Origin of the sequence: Brucella sp. IR068, assembly GCF_049065885.1 — a bacterium.
Taxonomy (GTDB): domain Bacteria; phylum Pseudomonadota; class Alphaproteobacteria; order Rhizobiales; family Rhizobiaceae; genus Brucella; species Brucella intermedia.
In genome coordinates this window covers 1-14,637 of sequence record NZ_JBAKHE010000009.1, presented here as the reverse complement: position 1 = coordinate 14,637, position 14,637 = coordinate 1, and the positions used below count along the sequence as shown (strand labels likewise).

Here is a 14,637-nt window from a genome sequence, read left to right as displayed (position 1 = left end):
AACCAGTTGGGGCAAATGTGGATAACGGGGAGAAGCGACAGTTTTAAGAAACAAGCCGGCTGGAGAACGAAGGGCCTGGAACCTCGCCCCTCGTGGCGCTTCATGGAGCAATTTCGGTAGGATTTTCTATAGAAAGGGGAAATCCCCGCAAATAGGTCGCAAGCCGGGAGAAATTGCGGTGGCGGGGCGGCTAGCTGCCTACTCGGCGGCCGCCGCTATTCCCGAATCACCAAACTGGGTCAGAATCTGCTTCAATTCACTCTCTTCGACACGACATGCAGCTTCCTGCGGCGATACCCACTCGCTGATGCGTTGGTCCCGCTCAGGCCAGTCTTTTTCCTGACCTGTGAATTGCACGGCAAATACCGCAGCCACGAACTGGTTGATGCGCTCGGGCGGCAGGTCCGTCTTGCAGTAGCAAAAACTGCCAATCGGTATTGGAGAGACTTCGCCGCGAATGCCAGCTTCTTCATAGGCTTCGCGAAGAGCGGTTTCTGCAAGGGTACGACCCACTTGCGGCCAGCCCTTTGGAATGATCCATCGCCCTGTGCCACGACTCGTGATGAGGAGAACCTTGAGTGCGCCCATGTCGCGACGATGCACAAGTGCTGCAACCTGCTGCAAACGACCCGAAGGCGTAAGAATACGCTTTTCGGTTGCAATAAGTTGTTTTGCTTGCGACTTCACCGCGAAAATCCCCTCTTTCTTTATAGCATGATCCGATTCGCCAAAATAACAACTGATTACTTAGACTGCGAACCTTCGAAAATGTTCCAAAAAATCTTTTAATTTAAAGGCATTACTGAAATTACGAGATGGGATAGCAGCTTAGGAAAGGCACTTTGCCCTTGGTCGGCGTTATTTCGGTGGAGTTTCTATAAGGTGCGATTGCGGCGGAAATATCACCGCAATAGCATTCGTTTGTTTTCGTTTTGTAGCGTTATGATCCGGTAAACCTGAGAGCCCCGGTTCAAAGGAATCCCTATGGATTTAGGGCAAGTTCGCTTCGGGCTTTAGCCGCGCTTTCCGCCTGCAATCGGCTCCTGATAGGTGAAGCCCATATCCCACGGGAAGTAGATCCAGGTGTCCTGCGATACTTCGGTCACGAAGGTATCGATCAGCGGGCGGCCTTTCGGCTTGGCATAAACGGTTGCAAAATGGGCCTTCGGCATCATTTCGCGAACGATGGCGGCAGTCTTGCCCGTATCGGTCAGATCGTCGACGACGATGACACCTTCACCGCCATTTTCGAGAAGCGTTTCGCTGACGCCCTTAAGAATCTGCATGTCTCCCTGCGATGTGTAGTCATGATAGGAGGCGATGCAGACGGTTTCGATGAGGCGAATGCCGAGTTCGCGGCAAACGATGGCCGCTGGAACCAGTCCGCCACGCGTAATGGCAACAATTGCGTGCCAATCGCGGTTCATGCCGGCGATCCGCCAGGCGAGGGCGCGGGCATCGCGGTGGAACTGGTCCCAGGAAACGGGAAAGGCTTTATCTGGCAAGGACATCGAAACGCTCCGTGGAACGATCCGGAGTTTGTTCTCCGGACCTTTTAAAACCAAAAATGCGCTGTGACGGTTGCCAAGCGCTGTAACTGTCAGGATCTGCGGCTTTTCCACCCGCGCCAATTCAGGCAGGCGGCGAGTAAGAAAAAGGCTCTCCACCCGGCACAGTCAGCGCCGGGTGATGCTGATAACCGCAAAAATGGCGTTCTTGCAAGCGTGTCGTGCGATCACATGGGGGCTGAGCGAACAAACCGGTCCTCAGCCATGCCTTTTAACGCGAGAAAAGTGTGAGGATTGGCAATTCGTTCAACATGGAGCGCGTCACGCCGCCAAAGACCAGTTCTCGCAACCTTGAATGACTATAGGCGCCCATCACGAGAAGATCGGAACGTTGCGCGATAATGTGCTCCCGCAAAGCATCCTGGGCGTAGCGTCCGTTCGAGGCGATTGCCGTCGGCGTTACTTCGATGCCGTGGCGCGAAATTGATTCTGCGATATCGTGGCTTGCCAGCGCCTGATCCTCGCCTTCGACTTCCGGCGGATCAACCCAAACGATTTCCGTCCTGTCCGCATGTTTCATCAGGGGCAGGGCGTCGAACGCAGCGCGGGCGGCTTCACGCTTGCCGTTGAAGGCGACGACGATACGATCCAGTGAAACCATAGGCAGCACCGGTGCATAGGGTACGAGCAGAACAGGGCAGCTTGAATTGAAAACGATGGTATCGGCGGTCTCGTCGTTGGTGGCCGGATCGTCCGGGTCCGGTTGTCCTGCGATCAGCAATTCCGCGCCAAGACAAGCCGTCAGCACGCCGTCTGCGGCTGTGCCCGTTTCCGAGCGCGTGATGCGATACTCATAATTGGTACCCTGACGGCGCATTTCCTCTTCGAAGACATGTTTCAATCTTTCGGAAAGTTCCTTGTGCTGCTTGTCATGCAGTTCGAACATTCCGGGATCGATGAAGCCGTTCGGGTCGGCATAGACGATGGGCGAAGGAGTGGCATACAGCCCGATGACATGAATATCGGGCAGCTTCTGCTTCAAAAGTCCAACGGCGGACAAAACCCGCTTCAACTCGGATTCACTGCGAGAATAGGCAACCACCGTCTTGTAGGACATGATAGAACTCCTTCCGGCTGTGTTTCTATTTTAGCATATAATGCAACGAGTTGCGCAGGCAAAAGGTTGCAGGCGATCAAGCGGCGCCCATCTCTTCGAGTGACGAGATCATTTTCTCGATTGCATTGATCGCCACATCAATTTTCGCAGGATCGCTGCCCCGGACGACAAGTTCGGTGCTGAAGCGCCCATTCTCGAATTTCGGGTAGGAACCGATGATCGTATCCGGGTTTTCTTTCTGGATTTCGGTCAGGGGCGCACCGATCACACCTTCGCCAAAGGGACAGCGCACGGATTTGGACAGAAGCTTCCGTCCGGTCTTCAGCGTGGGCAGTACGTTGTCGAGCATCGCCTGGAACACGGAGGGTACGCCAGCCATCACATAGACATTGCCGATATGAAAGCCGGGAGCAGCTGAGATGGGATTCGCAATATGCTCCGAGCCTTGCGGCATGCGCGCCATGCGCTTGCGCGAGTCGGTAAATTCCAGCCCGCGCTTCGCGTAATTATCACCGAGCAGCCTCATGGCTTTCTCGTCATAGATGCAAGGCACGCCGAACGCCGTCGAAACAGCATCCGCAGTGATATCGTCATGGGTGGGGCCTATCCCGCCTGACGTGAAGACGTAATCATAATGCGGTCGCAGCGCATTGAGAGCGTCGACGATGGCCGCTTCCTCGTCCGGAACAATCCGTACTTCCTTCAGATCGATGCCGGCCGCTGTGAGCACGTCGGCAAGATGCCCGATATTCTTATCCTTCGTGCGGCCAGAGAGAAGCTCGTCGCCAATTGCCAGCATCGCGGCCCTGACGGCTTGCTGCGGATTGTTGGTCATATCCAGACTCCATTTTCTGCCATCAGTTAAGCGCCAGCAGGACGAGGCTGCAACTGCTTTATTTCAGCATTTCATTCGTTTGGCTGCGGTTGCGCCTTTCCAAAGGAGGCCGCTCCCCTAATTGAAGCTTTCGAGGTTGGGGCCTCGCAAACCGGGATAGGGAGAGTCACATGGTTAAGGTGCTGGTGTTGTATTATTCGGCCTATGGTCATACCGAGAAAATGGCCAAGGCCGCTGTGGAAGGCGCGCGCGAAGGCGGCGCGGAGGTCACTCTCAAGCGGGTGCCCGAACTGGTTCCGCCCGATGTCGCAAAAGCCTCGCACTACAAGGTGGATCAGGATGCGCCGATCGCTACGCCGGCGGAACTTGCAGATTACGACGCCATCATTATCGCTACTGCTACCCGCTACGGCATGATGGCAGCCCAGATGAAAAACTTCCTCGATCAGACCGGCGGACTTTGGGCAAAGGGCGCTCTCGTCAATAAGGTCGGGTCCGTGATGGTTTCCACAGCCACACAACATGGCGGTGCGGAACTCGCGCTGATTTCCACGCAATGGCAGATGCAGCATCACGGCATGATCGTCGTCCCTCTTTCCTATGCCTATCAGGGGCAGATGGGTAACGATGTGGTGCGTGGCGGTGCGCCCTATGGAATGACGACGACCGCCGATGGCGACGGTTCGCGCCAGCCTTCGGAGCAGGAACTGGAGGGAGCCCATTTCCAGGGCAAGCGTGTTGCGGAAATTACCGCCAGACTGCACGGCTAATCAGGTTTCAAGCATGGAGGAGCCGCAGACCTGATCTGCGGCTTTTCATGTTGTATGTTATGTATCTCATTTAGGGAGTTGTATTTTATTATCTTTTTGTATTGATGGCCTCTAACCGCCCGGTAAAGCTACCAGCGACGCACAACGACAAAAGTAAGCAGAGGTGGTGCGGTCGGCGGGACTTGAACCCGCAAGTCTAAAAGACGACGGATTTTAAGTCCGTTGCGTATACCAATTTCGCCACGACCGCAGCAATTGCCATTGTCTATGTCATGATTTGTATCACGATTTCAAGCCACAAAGCCTGTTAACATCAACAGTTAGAACTGCCGAATATATGCCCGCTCCAGATCGCTGATTTGGCATCCGGCAAGGCTTCAACCTTGTCTATGAGGTCAAAGCCATGTAGCGATGGGCAAAATTCCGTTGGAAATGCAGAAAGTCCAATAATGACCGCCTTCGTCAAATCCGTATCCGAGGCCGAAAAGGCAATGCGCGCGCTGTTTCCAGAAACGCCGTTGCAGCTTAACGATTACCTGTCGCGGAAATACGGTGCGGAGATTTGGCTCAAGCGCGAGGACCTGACGCCTGTCCGTTCCTACAAGATTCGCGGCGCCTTCAATTTCATTTCCAAGGCTGTCGAAACGACCGACAAGAATGTGGTGTTCGTATGCGCTTCCGCAGGCAATCACGCACAGGGCTTTGCATTTGTCTGCCGCCATTTTGGCCGCAAGGGCGTCGTGTTCATGCCGGTCACAACGCCGCAGCAGAAAATTGACAAGACGCGCGCTTTTGGCGGCGAATTCATCGAAATCAAGCTGGTAGGCGATATTTTCGACGTTTGCTATGCCGCGTCGCAGGAATTTGCAGCAAGCAACAAGGGCGTGATGGTGCCACCTTTCGACCATCCCGGCATTGTCGAAGGACAGGCCACGGTGGCGCTGGAGATCGAACGGCAATTGCCCGACGATAAGAAGCCTGACTTTATCCTGTTGCCCGTGGGGGGCGGGGGACTGTCCGGCGGCGTTACCCAATATGTTTCGGATCGCGGCTGGAAGACGAGTTTCCGCTTTATCGAACCACAGGGCGCGGCGAGCCTGAAAGGCAGCCTTGAGGCAGGCAAGCGCATCAAGCTTACCCACGTCGATAATTTCGTCGATGGCGCGGCTGTTGCTGAGATCGGCAAGGAAAACTTCAAGCTTCTCAAAGGCTTTGATCCGAAAACTGTCATAACGGTTCCGGAAAACCGGCTTTGCGCGACCATCGTCGAGATGCTCAATATCGAAGGTGTCGTCCTTGAACCGGCCGGCGCACTTGGCATCGACGCACTCAAGGATTTCAAGAAGAGCGATCTCAAGGGTAAGCGGATCGTCATTGTCGTTTCGGGCGGTAATTTTGATTTCGAACGCCTGCCGGATGTTCGCGAGCGTGCACTTCGATTTGAAGGTTTGAAGAAATATTTCATCTTCCGTTTCCCGCAGAGGCCGGGCGCGCTTCGCTCGTTCCTTGACCTGCTGGGGCCCGAGGATGACATTGCCCGGTTCGAATATCTGAAGAAGTCGGCGCGCAATTTCGGTTCGGTCCTGATCGGTATCGAAACGAAGAATGCCTCGAACTTCAAGCTTCTGGAAAAGAAGTTCGCAGAAGCGGGCTGGGCTTATCAGGACATTACGGACAATCAGGTTCTTGCCGACTTCATCATCTGATTTTGGTGGTTTAAGCAAAATCGGTTGCTTTTCTGGCGAAAACACCCCATATGCCGGGGCAGGCGCATGGGCCGACGTGTTTGTCGGCTTTCCCGGCATTGGACTTGTTGCGTCTCGCCTCTGTCTTCCGGAATGGTCCGGAGGCGGGGAGACCCGAGAAATGTTCGGGCACGGCAGCGCAAGTCGCCAGGAGTTTAAAGTTCCGGCGTCCCGTCGTTATCATTGAACAGATAGAGTTCGGCAAGTTGCGCTTGACCGGCATTGGATGTGGACCATGACAGCATGGTGCCACTGAGAGAGATTGAATTGACAAAAGAAATTTCGGGCGGCTTTGCCGCTCTTGGCGTTACCGGCATTTTGCTCAAGGGCGTTGAAGCCGCTGGCATGACCGAGCCGAAGCCGATCCAGTTGCAGGCTATCCCGCATCAGCTTGAAGGTCGCGATATTCTGGGCATTGCGCAGACGGGCTCCGGCAAGACCGCTGCTTTCAGCCTGCCTATCCTGCAGAAGATCATCGGGCTTGGCGACAAGCGCCGTCCCAAGACCGCACGTGCGCTGATCCTCGCGCCGACGCGCGAACTGGCCGTGCAGATCGAACAGACGATCCGCAATGTTTCCAAGCACGCGCATATCTCGACCGCGCTTGTTCTTGGCGGCGTTTCCAAACTTTCGCAGATCAAGCGCATCGCGCCGGGCATCGACGTTCTGATCGCTACGCCCGGCCGTCTCACTGATCTGATGCGTGACGGTCTGGTAGACCTTTCGCAGACTCGCTGGCTTGTTCTCGACGAAGCGGACCGTATGCTCGATATGGGTTTCATCAACGATGTGAAGCGCATCGCGAAGGCGACCCATTCCGAACGCCAGACCGCGCTGTTTTCGGCGACCATGCCGAAGGAAATCGCATCATTGGCGGGAAGCCTGCTGCGTGACCCGGTTGGCGTCGAAGTTGCTCCGCAGGGAACGACTGCTGCTGAAATCACGCAGGTCGTGCATCCGGTTCACACCAAGGAGAAGCGCCGTCTTCTTTCCGCGCTGCTCGGTGACAAGGCCATGCGTTCGGTCATCGTCTTCACCCGTACCAAGCACGGTGCGGATGCAGTGGTGCGCCATCTGGAGCGGGATGGCTACGAAGTCGCTGCGATCCACGGCAACAAGTCGCAGAATGCGCGCCAGCGTGCGCTGAACGGATTCCGTGACGGGTCGCTGCGAATTCTGATCGCAACCGACATCGCTGCACGCGGCATTGACGTTCCGGGTATCAGCCATGTCGTGAACTACGATCTGCCTGACGAGCCGGAAACCTATGTGCACCGCATTGGCCGTACTGGCCGCAATGGCGCCAGCGGCGCATCGATCACGCTCTACGATCCGGCGGCGGAGGAATCCAAGCTGCGAGCGGTCGAGCGCGTGACGCGCAGCAAGCTTCCGATCAAGGATGCCCCCGTGGAACTTGCACCGGCTCCGGCACCCCGCGCGGCAACTCCCGGCGAACGCCCGCAGAAGACCCATCGCAAAGGCGGAACGCCACAGAAACCGCGCCGCGCAGCCCCGAAAGCTGGCGATCATCGCGGAGCCGCCCACGCAACGGCGGACGCCGCTCCCAAAGCGAAGCGCCCGTTCCGCCGTAAGCGCCGCAATGCCAACGGCAATGGCGGCCAGCGCGCGGCATAATTCCGCTTCTCAAACATTTTTCCAAAAAGCCGCCCATTTCGGGCGGCTTTTCTATTTATGGCCGCGAAACGGGTTTCGCTTTGCGTAATGGCGGGGAAAAATATTCCCTGCTTGCTTGAAGGGCAGAGCTGTTCCTCATAGTTTCCTCTGCGAAACAGGAAGGACGGATGCCATGTTCCAATCGGTGCTCGACGCAATCGGCAATACGCCGTTGATCCATTTGAAGAAGGCTTCCGAACTGACCGGCTGCGCAATTTACGGCAAGGCCGAGTTCCTCAATCCCGGTCAGTCGGTGAAGGACCGGGCAGCGCTCTATATTATTCGCGATGCGGAAAAGCGCGGGCTGTTGAAACCCGGCGGGGTCATTGTCGAAGGCACGGCTGGCAATACCGGCATTGGGCTCACGATGGTTGCAAAAGCGCTCGGCTATCGCACTGTCATCGTTATCCCCGAAACGCAGAGCCAGGAAAAGAAGGACGCCTTGCGCCTGCTTGGCGCCGAACTGATCGAAGTTCCAGCCGCGCCCTATCGCAATCCGAACAATTATGTGCGGCTTTCCGGACGCCTGGCCGAACAACTCGCCAAAAGCGAGCCGAATGGTGCTGTCTGGGCCAATCAGTTCGATAATCCAATCAACCGGCAAGCTCATGTCGAAACCACCGCACAGGAAATCTGGCGCGATACCAGTGGCAAGGTTGATGGATTTGTCGCGGCAGTAGGATCGGGCGGAACGCTTGTCGGTACAGCATTCGGTCTGAAGGACCACAATGCCGATATCAAGATCGCACTTGCCGATCCGTATGGAGCTGCACTTCATTCCTTTTACACGACGGGCGAGCTGAAAGCCGAAGGCGACTCGATTACCGAAGGCATCGGGCAGGGGCGTATCACCGCCAATCTCGAAGGCTTCACCCCCGATTTCTCCTATCGTCTTTCGGATGCGGAAGCGCTCGATATCGTATTCGATCTCGTGGAAAATGAGGGGCTTTGCCTCGGCGGTTCATCGGGCATCAATATTGCAGGCGCAATCCGGCTTGCAAAAGATCTCGGTCCGGGCCACACAATTGTGACGGTGCTTTGCGACTATGGTAATCGCTATCAGTCCAAGCTGTTCAATCCTGCTTTCCTGCGGGGCAAGAACCTGCCCGTACCGGGCTGGCTGGAGACGAAAACCGAGATAGACATACCGTTCGAGGGATAATCATGGCATACGAGACCGAAGCGCTTTTCCGCGAAGATTCCTATCTTTCAACGGCGGAGGGCACGGTGCTCGCCATTACCGGAACGGGCGGGATTATTCTCGACCAGACCAATTTTTACGCGACCTCCGGCGGTCAGCCGGGGGATATCGGTTTCTTCGAACGTGCGGACGGCTCTCGTATAGAGATCGCGGCGACCGTTACCGGCGAAAACAAGAACGAAATCATTCATGTGCCGGCAGAGGGGCAGGCTGCACCCGCAATCGGCGAAAAACTGGTGCTGCATGTAGACTGGCCCCGACGCTACAAGCTGATGCGCATGCATACGGCTTGTCACCTGCTGTCTGTTGTCTGCCCTTTCCCGATTACCGGCGCCGCTGTCGGCGAGGACGAAAGCCGCGTTGATTTCGATCTTCCCGATCCGACCTACACCAAGGAATTCGTGACCGAAAAGCTCATGGAGAGGGTGAACGCCAACGATGCTGTCGCCATTCGCTGGATCAGCGATGAAGAGTTTCTGGCCAATCCGGATATCGTGAAGTCGAAGAATGTACGCCCCCCGGTGGGGCTCGGTCGCATACGCCTTGTTCTCATTGGTGAAAACGGAGTGGTGGATTCGCAACCTTGCGGCGGCACACACGTTTCCGAGACGCAGGAAGTGGGTGAAATCCACATCGGCAAGATCGAAAAGAAGGGCAAGGAAAACCGCCGTTTCCGCATTCGTTTCGGCGCCTTGCCGGAATCCTGAGCCGTAGGGGAGTGATTGTCATGGCTGATAAAAGCGCTTTCGTCGTTTCGCGTGACTGGTTGAAAGAACGGCTCGGCAAGCCGGGCATCGCGATTGTCGATGCATCCTGGTATCTTCCCGCTGCTGGGCGCAATGGACAGGAAGAATACAACGCGGCGCATATTCCGGGCGCGGTTTTCTTCGATCAGGACAAGATCGCCGACAAGGAATCGGGTCTGCCGCACACGCTGCCATCGGCAGAGCTTTTTGCCCAGCATGTCGGCGCCATGGGGGTTACAGCCGATGAGACAGTCGTTGTCTATGACGGGCCGGGCATGTTTTCCGCGCCGCGCGTTTGGTGGATGTTCCGTGTCATGGGCGTGAAGAATGTCTTTGTGCTTGATGGCGGCTTTGACGGCTGGAAAAAGGCCGGGTATCCGGCTACCGATGAAGCCACAAAGATTGCATCGACGCTTTTCACGCCATCCTTCAACAAAGCCGCTGTGGTCGATTTCGCCGAAATGCGCGATATCGTGGACGAACGGCGTTCGCAGGTCGCCGATGCACGTGCTGCCGGACGGTTCACAGGCCGCGACGCGGAACCGCGCGCCGGCATGCGATCCGGCCATATGCCCGGCGCACGCAACGTTCCCGTCGGCACTCTGTCCGAAAACGGCGAACTGAAGGATCTGGACAGCCTGCGCAGGATTTTCGATGAGGCCGGGATCGATCTTTCCAGGCCGGTTGTTACAAGCTGTGGATCGGGCGTAACGGCTGCGGTCATCACGCTGGCCCTCACATCGCTCGGTCATACCGAAAACCGCCTTTACGATGGCTCCTGGAGTGAATGGGGCAGCAGGCAGGATACGCCTGTCGTGACGGGTGAAGCCGAGTAAGCATGTCGGAAAAGCTGGTTGCCCGCATCACCCATCTGGAAATGTCTGCCCGTCAGGCAGTCGCGGTGCCGGTACCTTCCGGTATCCGGCTGGCAATCATGCGTGCGGGCGACATGCCCGTCCACTATTATCGCTATCTCTATGAACGGGTGGGGCGCAAGCATCACTGGATGATGCGCCGCGTTCAGACGGACGCAGAGGTTGCGGCTGCGATCCACGCCGGCACCACCGAAATCCACGTTCTTTATGCGGAGGGATGTCCGGCGGGCTTTGTCGAATTGGACCTGTCGGCATTACCCGCCACCGCAGAAATCCTTTACTTCGGTCTAATTGACGATTTTCAGGGGCGGGGGCTTGGCAAGTTCTTTCTAAGCGAGGCTATTTCAGCGGCCTGGGCGCATGGACCGCAAAAGGTGACGATCCATACCAATACGCTCGACAGTCCGCGCGCATTGCAGCTTTACCAGAAAATGGGTTTCGTCCCGGTTGGTTGGTCCGAAGAGATCATCGAACCTTGGGAGTAGGGGCTGGCGCTAGAGCGGTTCCTGTTTTAACAGAATCGCCGGAACCGCTCTAACTATTTATTTTATCGCATTATCCAACGCATCGAAGCGGGATAAGAAATCAGTTCAGTGAACTGATTTCCCCGCGTAGACGTTTCACGCTTTTGCTGGAAATGCTCTAACCGCGTGCCACTTCCCGAACACTCGCGATGGAAACGATGGACGCGCTGGCTAGCCGTCCGCTTTCCTCATCGAAGACCACACAATTGCGCCCGCGCTGCTTTGCCATATAGAGACAACGGTCCGCACGGCTTAGCACCTGCGAGTTCGTCTCGTTCTTCGGCGCGGACGCAACACCGATACTGATCGTCAAAGGATAGACCTGATACTCGGTCGTGTGAAACGGTGTGTTCTCCACTTCCGCGCGTATACGCTGTGCAACACGCATGCCGGTTTCTCCGCTCGCGCCCGGCAAGAACACGCAAAATTCTTCCCCGCCGATCCGGCCGACCAGATCACCCTTCCGCGTCACATTCTGAAGCGCGAAAGCGATCAGCTTCAAGGCGCGGTCGCCGACGCCGTGGCCAAACGTATCGTTGATCGCCTTGAAGTGGTCGGCATCGATAACGAGCAGGGTGCCGGTTTCGATACGGGAACGGCTGATCTTCATGGCTTCAAAAAGCGCCTCACGGTTGAGAAGACCGGTCATATGGTCGATCCGCGACCGTGCCTGTAGTTCAACATGGGCCCTCTCCAGCTGAAGATAAGCGTCTTTCAGCTTCCCATGCTGGTGGAAAATATAGGCAAGGGAAGGGAAGGCCGTTGCAGCGGGAATGCCCGCGCTGAGGCTAAGCGCAATGATGCCAGGAGTGGCGCCAGCGGAAAAAGCCACTATCGACGTTGCCCCCAGCGAGAACGCAACGACAGACAGCGTTATCAGTGCTGCTTTCACAAGAGCAGTCTTCTTCATTCCCTCGCACTCCCAACCCTGAGTGAGGATGATCAACGACCCCGCCTTAACCCAGAATGAACGGGCTATATTTTGCGGGCCTTATAAAAGGAACGCCGGAGAGGGGAAAGGTATCACCATGCGCGTCCTACAATTTTTTGTTTATGAGTGCCATTAATGACACAATCATAGGTAGCATGGTGGTTATATATTACGAAGAAATGTAAATAAGCACAACTATGTTTAAAAGAACGATCCTGATGGGACATAAATCATCAATAGCTAATATAAGTATGGAGCGCCTCTCGCAAGGCGTTTTGGAAGATCCCGGAGTAGCGCAAAGCCACAAACTCCGGGATCGTAGCTGCTGAAGGCTTTAAATCAGAAGACCGCCAGATATTTCAGAAGCGAAATGATGCCGATAATGATCACGATAACTTGAGCGATCTGTTTGACCTTGGCATCCAACGGCAGCATGTTGATCAGATAAAGTATGAGGAAGATAACGAGAATTGTTATCAGCAGGCTGATGAGGATGGACATGGGCGGTCTGATCCTTCCCGGAACTTGGGGTTGCATTGCCCATCCGACGACCGTTCCTCCGCGTCGTCCGGTTGAGCCGTTCTACCGGAAGAAGAGCAGGGCCCTTGCTGCCGGCACATCGTTTCCAATCCAAAAACAATGTGCCGGTTAACGTTCCAAGAAAAAGAAGGTTCCGCTTTATAAGCAAGAACTTAAAACGCAACGCGCTGTTCAGTTCTGGAGAATCCAACTCGTCATTTGCGCATGCTGCCCGTTTCGCGGCGGCGCTGATGCCAGCTGAAAGCTTCTTCGATCAGGTGAGGGGTATGTCCGCCACGCGCACAGGCCCGGTCGAAATAGTCGTTAAGCTGGTCGCGATAGTCCGGATGCGCGCAGTTGTCTATGATCGCGCGCGCCCTTTCGCGCGGAGCGAGGCCGCGGAGGTCTGCAAGGCCCTGCTCGGTCACGAGAATATCCACGTCGTGTTCTGTGTGATCGACATGCGTAACCATCGGTACGACGGACGATATGGCGCCGTTCTTGGCTTCGGATTTGGTCACGAAGATCGAAATGAAGGCGTTGCGGGCGAAGTCGCCTGAACCGCCGATGCCGTTCATCATATGGGTGCCGTCCACATGCGTGGAGTTCACATTGCCGTAAATGTCGAATTCCAGCGCGGTATTGATGCCGATAATGCCGAGACGACGGATGACTTCCGGGTGATTGCTGATCTCCTGCGGACGCAGAATGAGTTTGTCGCGGTAACGGTCGATATTGTTGAACACGCGCTCTCCGCAAGCGGGGCTGAGCGTGATGGACGATCCCGATGCAAAGTCCAGCTTTCCGGCATCGAAGAGATCGAAGGTGCTATCCTGCAGCACTTCGCTATACATGCGCAGATTGTGAAACGGGCTGTCGGCAAAACCGTTCAAGACTGCATTGGCAATGGTGCCTATACCCGCCTGAAGCGGATTGAGCGTCAGGTCCAGACGCCCGGCAGCTACTTCCCGCATCAGAAATTCGATGAGATGGCCAGCGATGGCGATGGTTTCACTGTCGGCCGGTTCGACGGTTGATGCGCTGTCATTCTCCTTTGTGATGACGATGCCCGCGATCTTTTCCGGCGGGATCGGAATGTAGGGCAGGCCGACGCGGCTGTCGCAGGCCGTGACCGGTATCGGGTCGCGGGAAGGGCGCTTCGTTGGGATATAGATGTCGTGCAGACCTTCAAGCGCCATGGACTGGTTGAGGTTCACTTCCACGATGACTTTTTCGGCCAGAATGGCAAAGCTCGCGGAATTGCCGATTGATGTCGTGGGAATAATCCCGCCGCTCTCGGTTATGGCAAGCGCTTCAACGACGGCATAATCAATGGGGCCGATCTGGTTCGAGCGCAATTGCTCGACGGTTTCGGAAAGATGCTGGTCGATGAACATCACTTCGCCGCGATTGATGGCGGCCCGCAGGGTTCTGTCGACCTGAAATGGCATGCGCCGCGAAAGCACATGGGCTTCGGTGAGCAGCTTGTCGACATCGTGACCAAGCGATGCACCGGTAATCAGCGTGATCTTGAAGGGGTCGGTCGCAGCGCGCGCAGCCATGGCCACCGGCACGGCCTTGGCATCGCCAGCGCGGGTGAAACCGCTCATGCCGACGACCATGCCGTCTTTAATCAGGCTCGCGGCCTGCTCCGCGGTAATGATCTTGTCCCGAAGCGAAGTGTTGCGAATACGTGCTTCCAACATCTTTAAAACTACCTTCCTCGCCGTTCCGGGCTTGAGCCGGAAATGGCGCTCGCTGCGTCCAACGCCGGATACTGCCACCGTTCGATTTGCGGGTCACGGCGCCGCCTGCGTATTAGCGCATATGGACGAGCAGTACACGCATGCTTTGGTCTTAGAAGCCAAAACGGACGGCTGTGAACCCCGCCGTGTCTCCCATGGTCCGCGATTCTAGGGAATGATCGAAATCAACGACGCAGAGCGGGCAGGTGCACGGTCGATCGGTACAAAACGCACGACGCAAAAGGCAGCTCATCGGCAAGTCGCACTTTACGCTGGAACCCACCCTGGCTAACATACGTTGTTTTAGCAAGTTAAAGTTGCGACGTTTTCAGCAAATTAGAGATGCGACAGGTGCTGACGTTCAGCCCCCATTCCGAGAGGCTGGTCAGGGTTGCAAGCGAGGAATGGGGGCGGGTGAATATCCACCTCTTCGGCTTTAGCTTTGAG

General features: G+C 56.0%; 14 protein-coding genes and 1 tRNA gene. 7 read left to right on the top strand and 8 right to left on the bottom strand.

Features of this window, described 5'->3' with window-relative positions; all coding sequences use genetic code 11:
- Positions 1–198 precede the first annotated feature (198 nt).
- The 4 genes from ACOWVS_RS15600 to ACOWVS_RS15585 all read right to left on the bottom strand — a co-directional run bounded on the left by ACOWVS_RS15600 (position 199) and on the right by ACOWVS_RS15585 (position 3,460).
- Positions 199–687, bottom strand: a complete 489-nt coding sequence (locus ACOWVS_RS15600) for an NUDIX hydrolase (RefSeq protein WP_075041930.1) — start codon at positions 685–687, stop codon at positions 199–201.
- A 326-nt stretch (positions 688–1,013) separates the two neighbouring features.
- On the bottom strand, positions 1,014–1,511 hold the full coding sequence (gene gpt / locus ACOWVS_RS15595; RefSeq protein WP_006470476.1) for a xanthine phosphoribosyltransferase: 498 nt from the start codon (positions 1,509–1,511) through the stop codon (positions 1,014–1,016).
- Positions 1,512–1,779: 268 nt separating this feature from the next.
- On the bottom strand, positions 1,780–2,625 hold the full coding sequence (locus ACOWVS_RS15590; protein WP_075041929.1) for a universal stress protein: 846 nt from the start codon (positions 2,623–2,625) through the stop codon (positions 1,780–1,782).
- Between the two features lie 76 nt (positions 2,626–2,701).
- Positions 2,702–3,460, bottom strand: a complete 759-nt coding sequence (locus tag ACOWVS_RS15585; RefSeq protein WP_075041928.1) for a competence/damage-inducible protein A — start codon at positions 3,458–3,460, stop codon at positions 2,702–2,704.
- A 170-nt stretch (positions 3,461–3,630) separates the two neighbouring features.
- Between ACOWVS_RS15585 and wrbA the strand changes: the two genes are divergently transcribed.
- Positions 3,631–4,230 (top strand): NAD(P)H:quinone oxidoreductase type IV, encoded by a 600-nt coding sequence (wrbA, locus tag ACOWVS_RS15580; RefSeq protein WP_075041927.1) that lies wholly within the window; start codon positions 3,631–3,633, stop codon positions 4,228–4,230.
- A gap of 164 nt (positions 4,231–4,394) precedes the next feature.
- On the opposite strand, the gene ACOWVS_RS15575 is transcribed toward wrbA, so the two are convergent.
- Positions 4,395–4,480: transfer RNA gene (locus ACOWVS_RS15575), tRNA-Leu, on the bottom strand.
- 196 nt (positions 4,481–4,676) lie between these two features.
- Here ACOWVS_RS15575 and ilvA point away from each other — a divergent pair.
- The 6 genes from ilvA to ACOWVS_RS15545 all read left to right on the top strand — a co-directional run bounded on the left by ilvA (position 4,677) and on the right by ACOWVS_RS15545 (position 10,956).
- On the top strand, positions 4,677–5,936 hold the full coding sequence (gene ilvA / locus ACOWVS_RS15570; RefSeq protein ID WP_075041970.1) for a threonine ammonia-lyase IlvA: 1,260 nt from the start codon (positions 4,677–4,679) through the stop codon (positions 5,934–5,936).
- A 282-nt stretch (positions 5,937–6,218) separates the two neighbouring features.
- On the top strand, positions 6,219–7,610 hold the full coding sequence (locus ACOWVS_RS15565) for a DEAD/DEAH box helicase (protein ID WP_210272958.1): 1,392 nt from the start codon (positions 6,219–6,221) through the stop codon (positions 7,608–7,610).
- A 172-nt stretch (positions 7,611–7,782) separates the two neighbouring features.
- Positions 7,783–8,811 carry a cysteine synthase A gene (locus tag ACOWVS_RS15560; protein ID WP_075041926.1) on the top strand — a complete coding sequence of 343 codons (1,029 nt, stop codon included), beginning with the start codon at positions 7,783–7,785 and terminating at the stop codon, positions 8,809–8,811.
- Between the two features lie 2 nt (positions 8,812–8,813).
- The gene (locus ACOWVS_RS15555; RefSeq protein WP_075041925.1) at positions 8,814–9,557 is read left to right on the top strand and encodes an alanyl-tRNA editing protein; all 744 of its coding nucleotides are present in this window, start codon (positions 8,814–8,816) and stop codon (positions 9,555–9,557) included.
- A 20-nt stretch (positions 9,558–9,577) separates the two neighbouring features.
- Positions 9,578–10,432, top strand: a complete 855-nt coding sequence (gene sseA, locus ACOWVS_RS15550; protein ID WP_075041924.1) for a 3-mercaptopyruvate sulfurtransferase — start codon at positions 9,578–9,580, stop codon at positions 10,430–10,432.
- Between the two features lie 2 nt (positions 10,433–10,434).
- Positions 10,435–10,956: a GNAT family N-acetyltransferase gene (locus ACOWVS_RS15545; protein WP_075041923.1), complete on the top strand. Its 522-nt coding sequence runs from the start codon at positions 10,435–10,437 to the stop codon at positions 10,954–10,956.
- Positions 10,957–11,113: 157 nt separating this feature from the next.
- Here the strand turns inward: ACOWVS_RS15545 and ACOWVS_RS15540 are convergent, their stop codons facing one another.
- The 3 genes from ACOWVS_RS15540 to ACOWVS_RS15530 form a co-directional block, all read right to left on the bottom strand.
- Positions 11,114–11,905: a GGDEF domain-containing protein gene (locus tag ACOWVS_RS15540; protein ID WP_006470470.1), complete on the bottom strand. Its 792-nt coding sequence runs from the start codon at positions 11,903–11,905 to the stop codon at positions 11,114–11,116.
- Between the two features lie 360 nt (positions 11,906–12,265).
- Complete coding sequence (locus ACOWVS_RS15535) at positions 12,266–12,427, bottom strand: Thivi_2564 family membrane protein (RefSeq protein WP_006470469.1); 162 nt, start codon at positions 12,425–12,427, stop codon at positions 12,266–12,268.
- A 233-nt stretch (positions 12,428–12,660) separates the two neighbouring features.
- Positions 12,661–14,151, bottom strand: coding sequence for an acetyl-CoA hydrolase/transferase family protein (locus tag ACOWVS_RS15530; protein ID WP_075041922.1), 1,491 nt, complete (start codon positions 14,149–14,151; stop codon positions 12,661–12,663).
- Between the last annotated feature and the right edge of the window lie 486 nt (positions 14,152–14,637).

Bases quoted from the DNA above. Each gene is read 5' to 3' on its own strand.
- ACOWVS_RS15540 (WP_006470470.1), bottom strand. From the start codon at position 11,905: ATGAAGAAGACTGCTCTTGTGAAAGCAGCACTGATAACGCTGTCTGTC.
- ACOWVS_RS15545 (WP_075041923.1), top strand. From the start codon at position 10,435: ATGTCGGAAAAGCTGGTTGCCCGCATCACCCATCTGGAAATGTCTGCC.
- ACOWVS_RS15530 (WP_075041922.1), bottom strand. From the start codon at position 14,151: ATGTTGGAAGCACGTATTCGCAACACTTCGCTTCGGGACAAGATCATT.
- gpt (WP_006470476.1), bottom strand. From the start codon at position 1,511: ATGTCCTTGCCAGATAAAGCCTTTCCCGTTTCCTGGGACCAGTTCCAC.
- ACOWVS_RS15590 (WP_075041929.1), bottom strand. From the start codon at position 2,625: ATGTCCTACAAGACGGTGGTTGCCTATTCTCGCAGTGAATCCGAGTTG.
- ACOWVS_RS15560 (WP_075041926.1), top strand. From the start codon at position 7,783: ATGTTCCAATCGGTGCTCGACGCAATCGGCAATACGCCGTTGATCCAT.
- ACOWVS_RS15555 (WP_075041925.1), top strand. From the start codon at position 8,814: ATGGCATACGAGACCGAAGCGCTTTTCCGCGAAGATTCCTATCTTTCA.
- wrbA (WP_075041927.1), top strand. From the start codon at position 3,631: ATGGTTAAGGTGCTGGTGTTGTATTATTCGGCCTATGGTCATACCGAG.
- sseA (WP_075041924.1), top strand. From the start codon at position 9,578: ATGGCTGATAAAAGCGCTTTCGTCGTTTCGCGTGACTGGTTGAAAGAA.
- ACOWVS_RS15585 (WP_075041928.1), bottom strand. From the start codon at position 3,460: ATGACCAACAATCCGCAGCAAGCCGTCAGGGCCGCGATGCTGGCAATT.
- ACOWVS_RS15535 (WP_006470469.1), bottom strand. From the start codon at position 12,427: ATGTCCATCCTCATCAGCCTGCTGATAACAATTCTCGTTATCTTCCTC.
- ACOWVS_RS15565 (WP_210272958.1), top strand. From the start codon at position 6,219: ATGGTGCCACTGAGAGAGATTGAATTGACAAAAGAAATTTCGGGCGGC.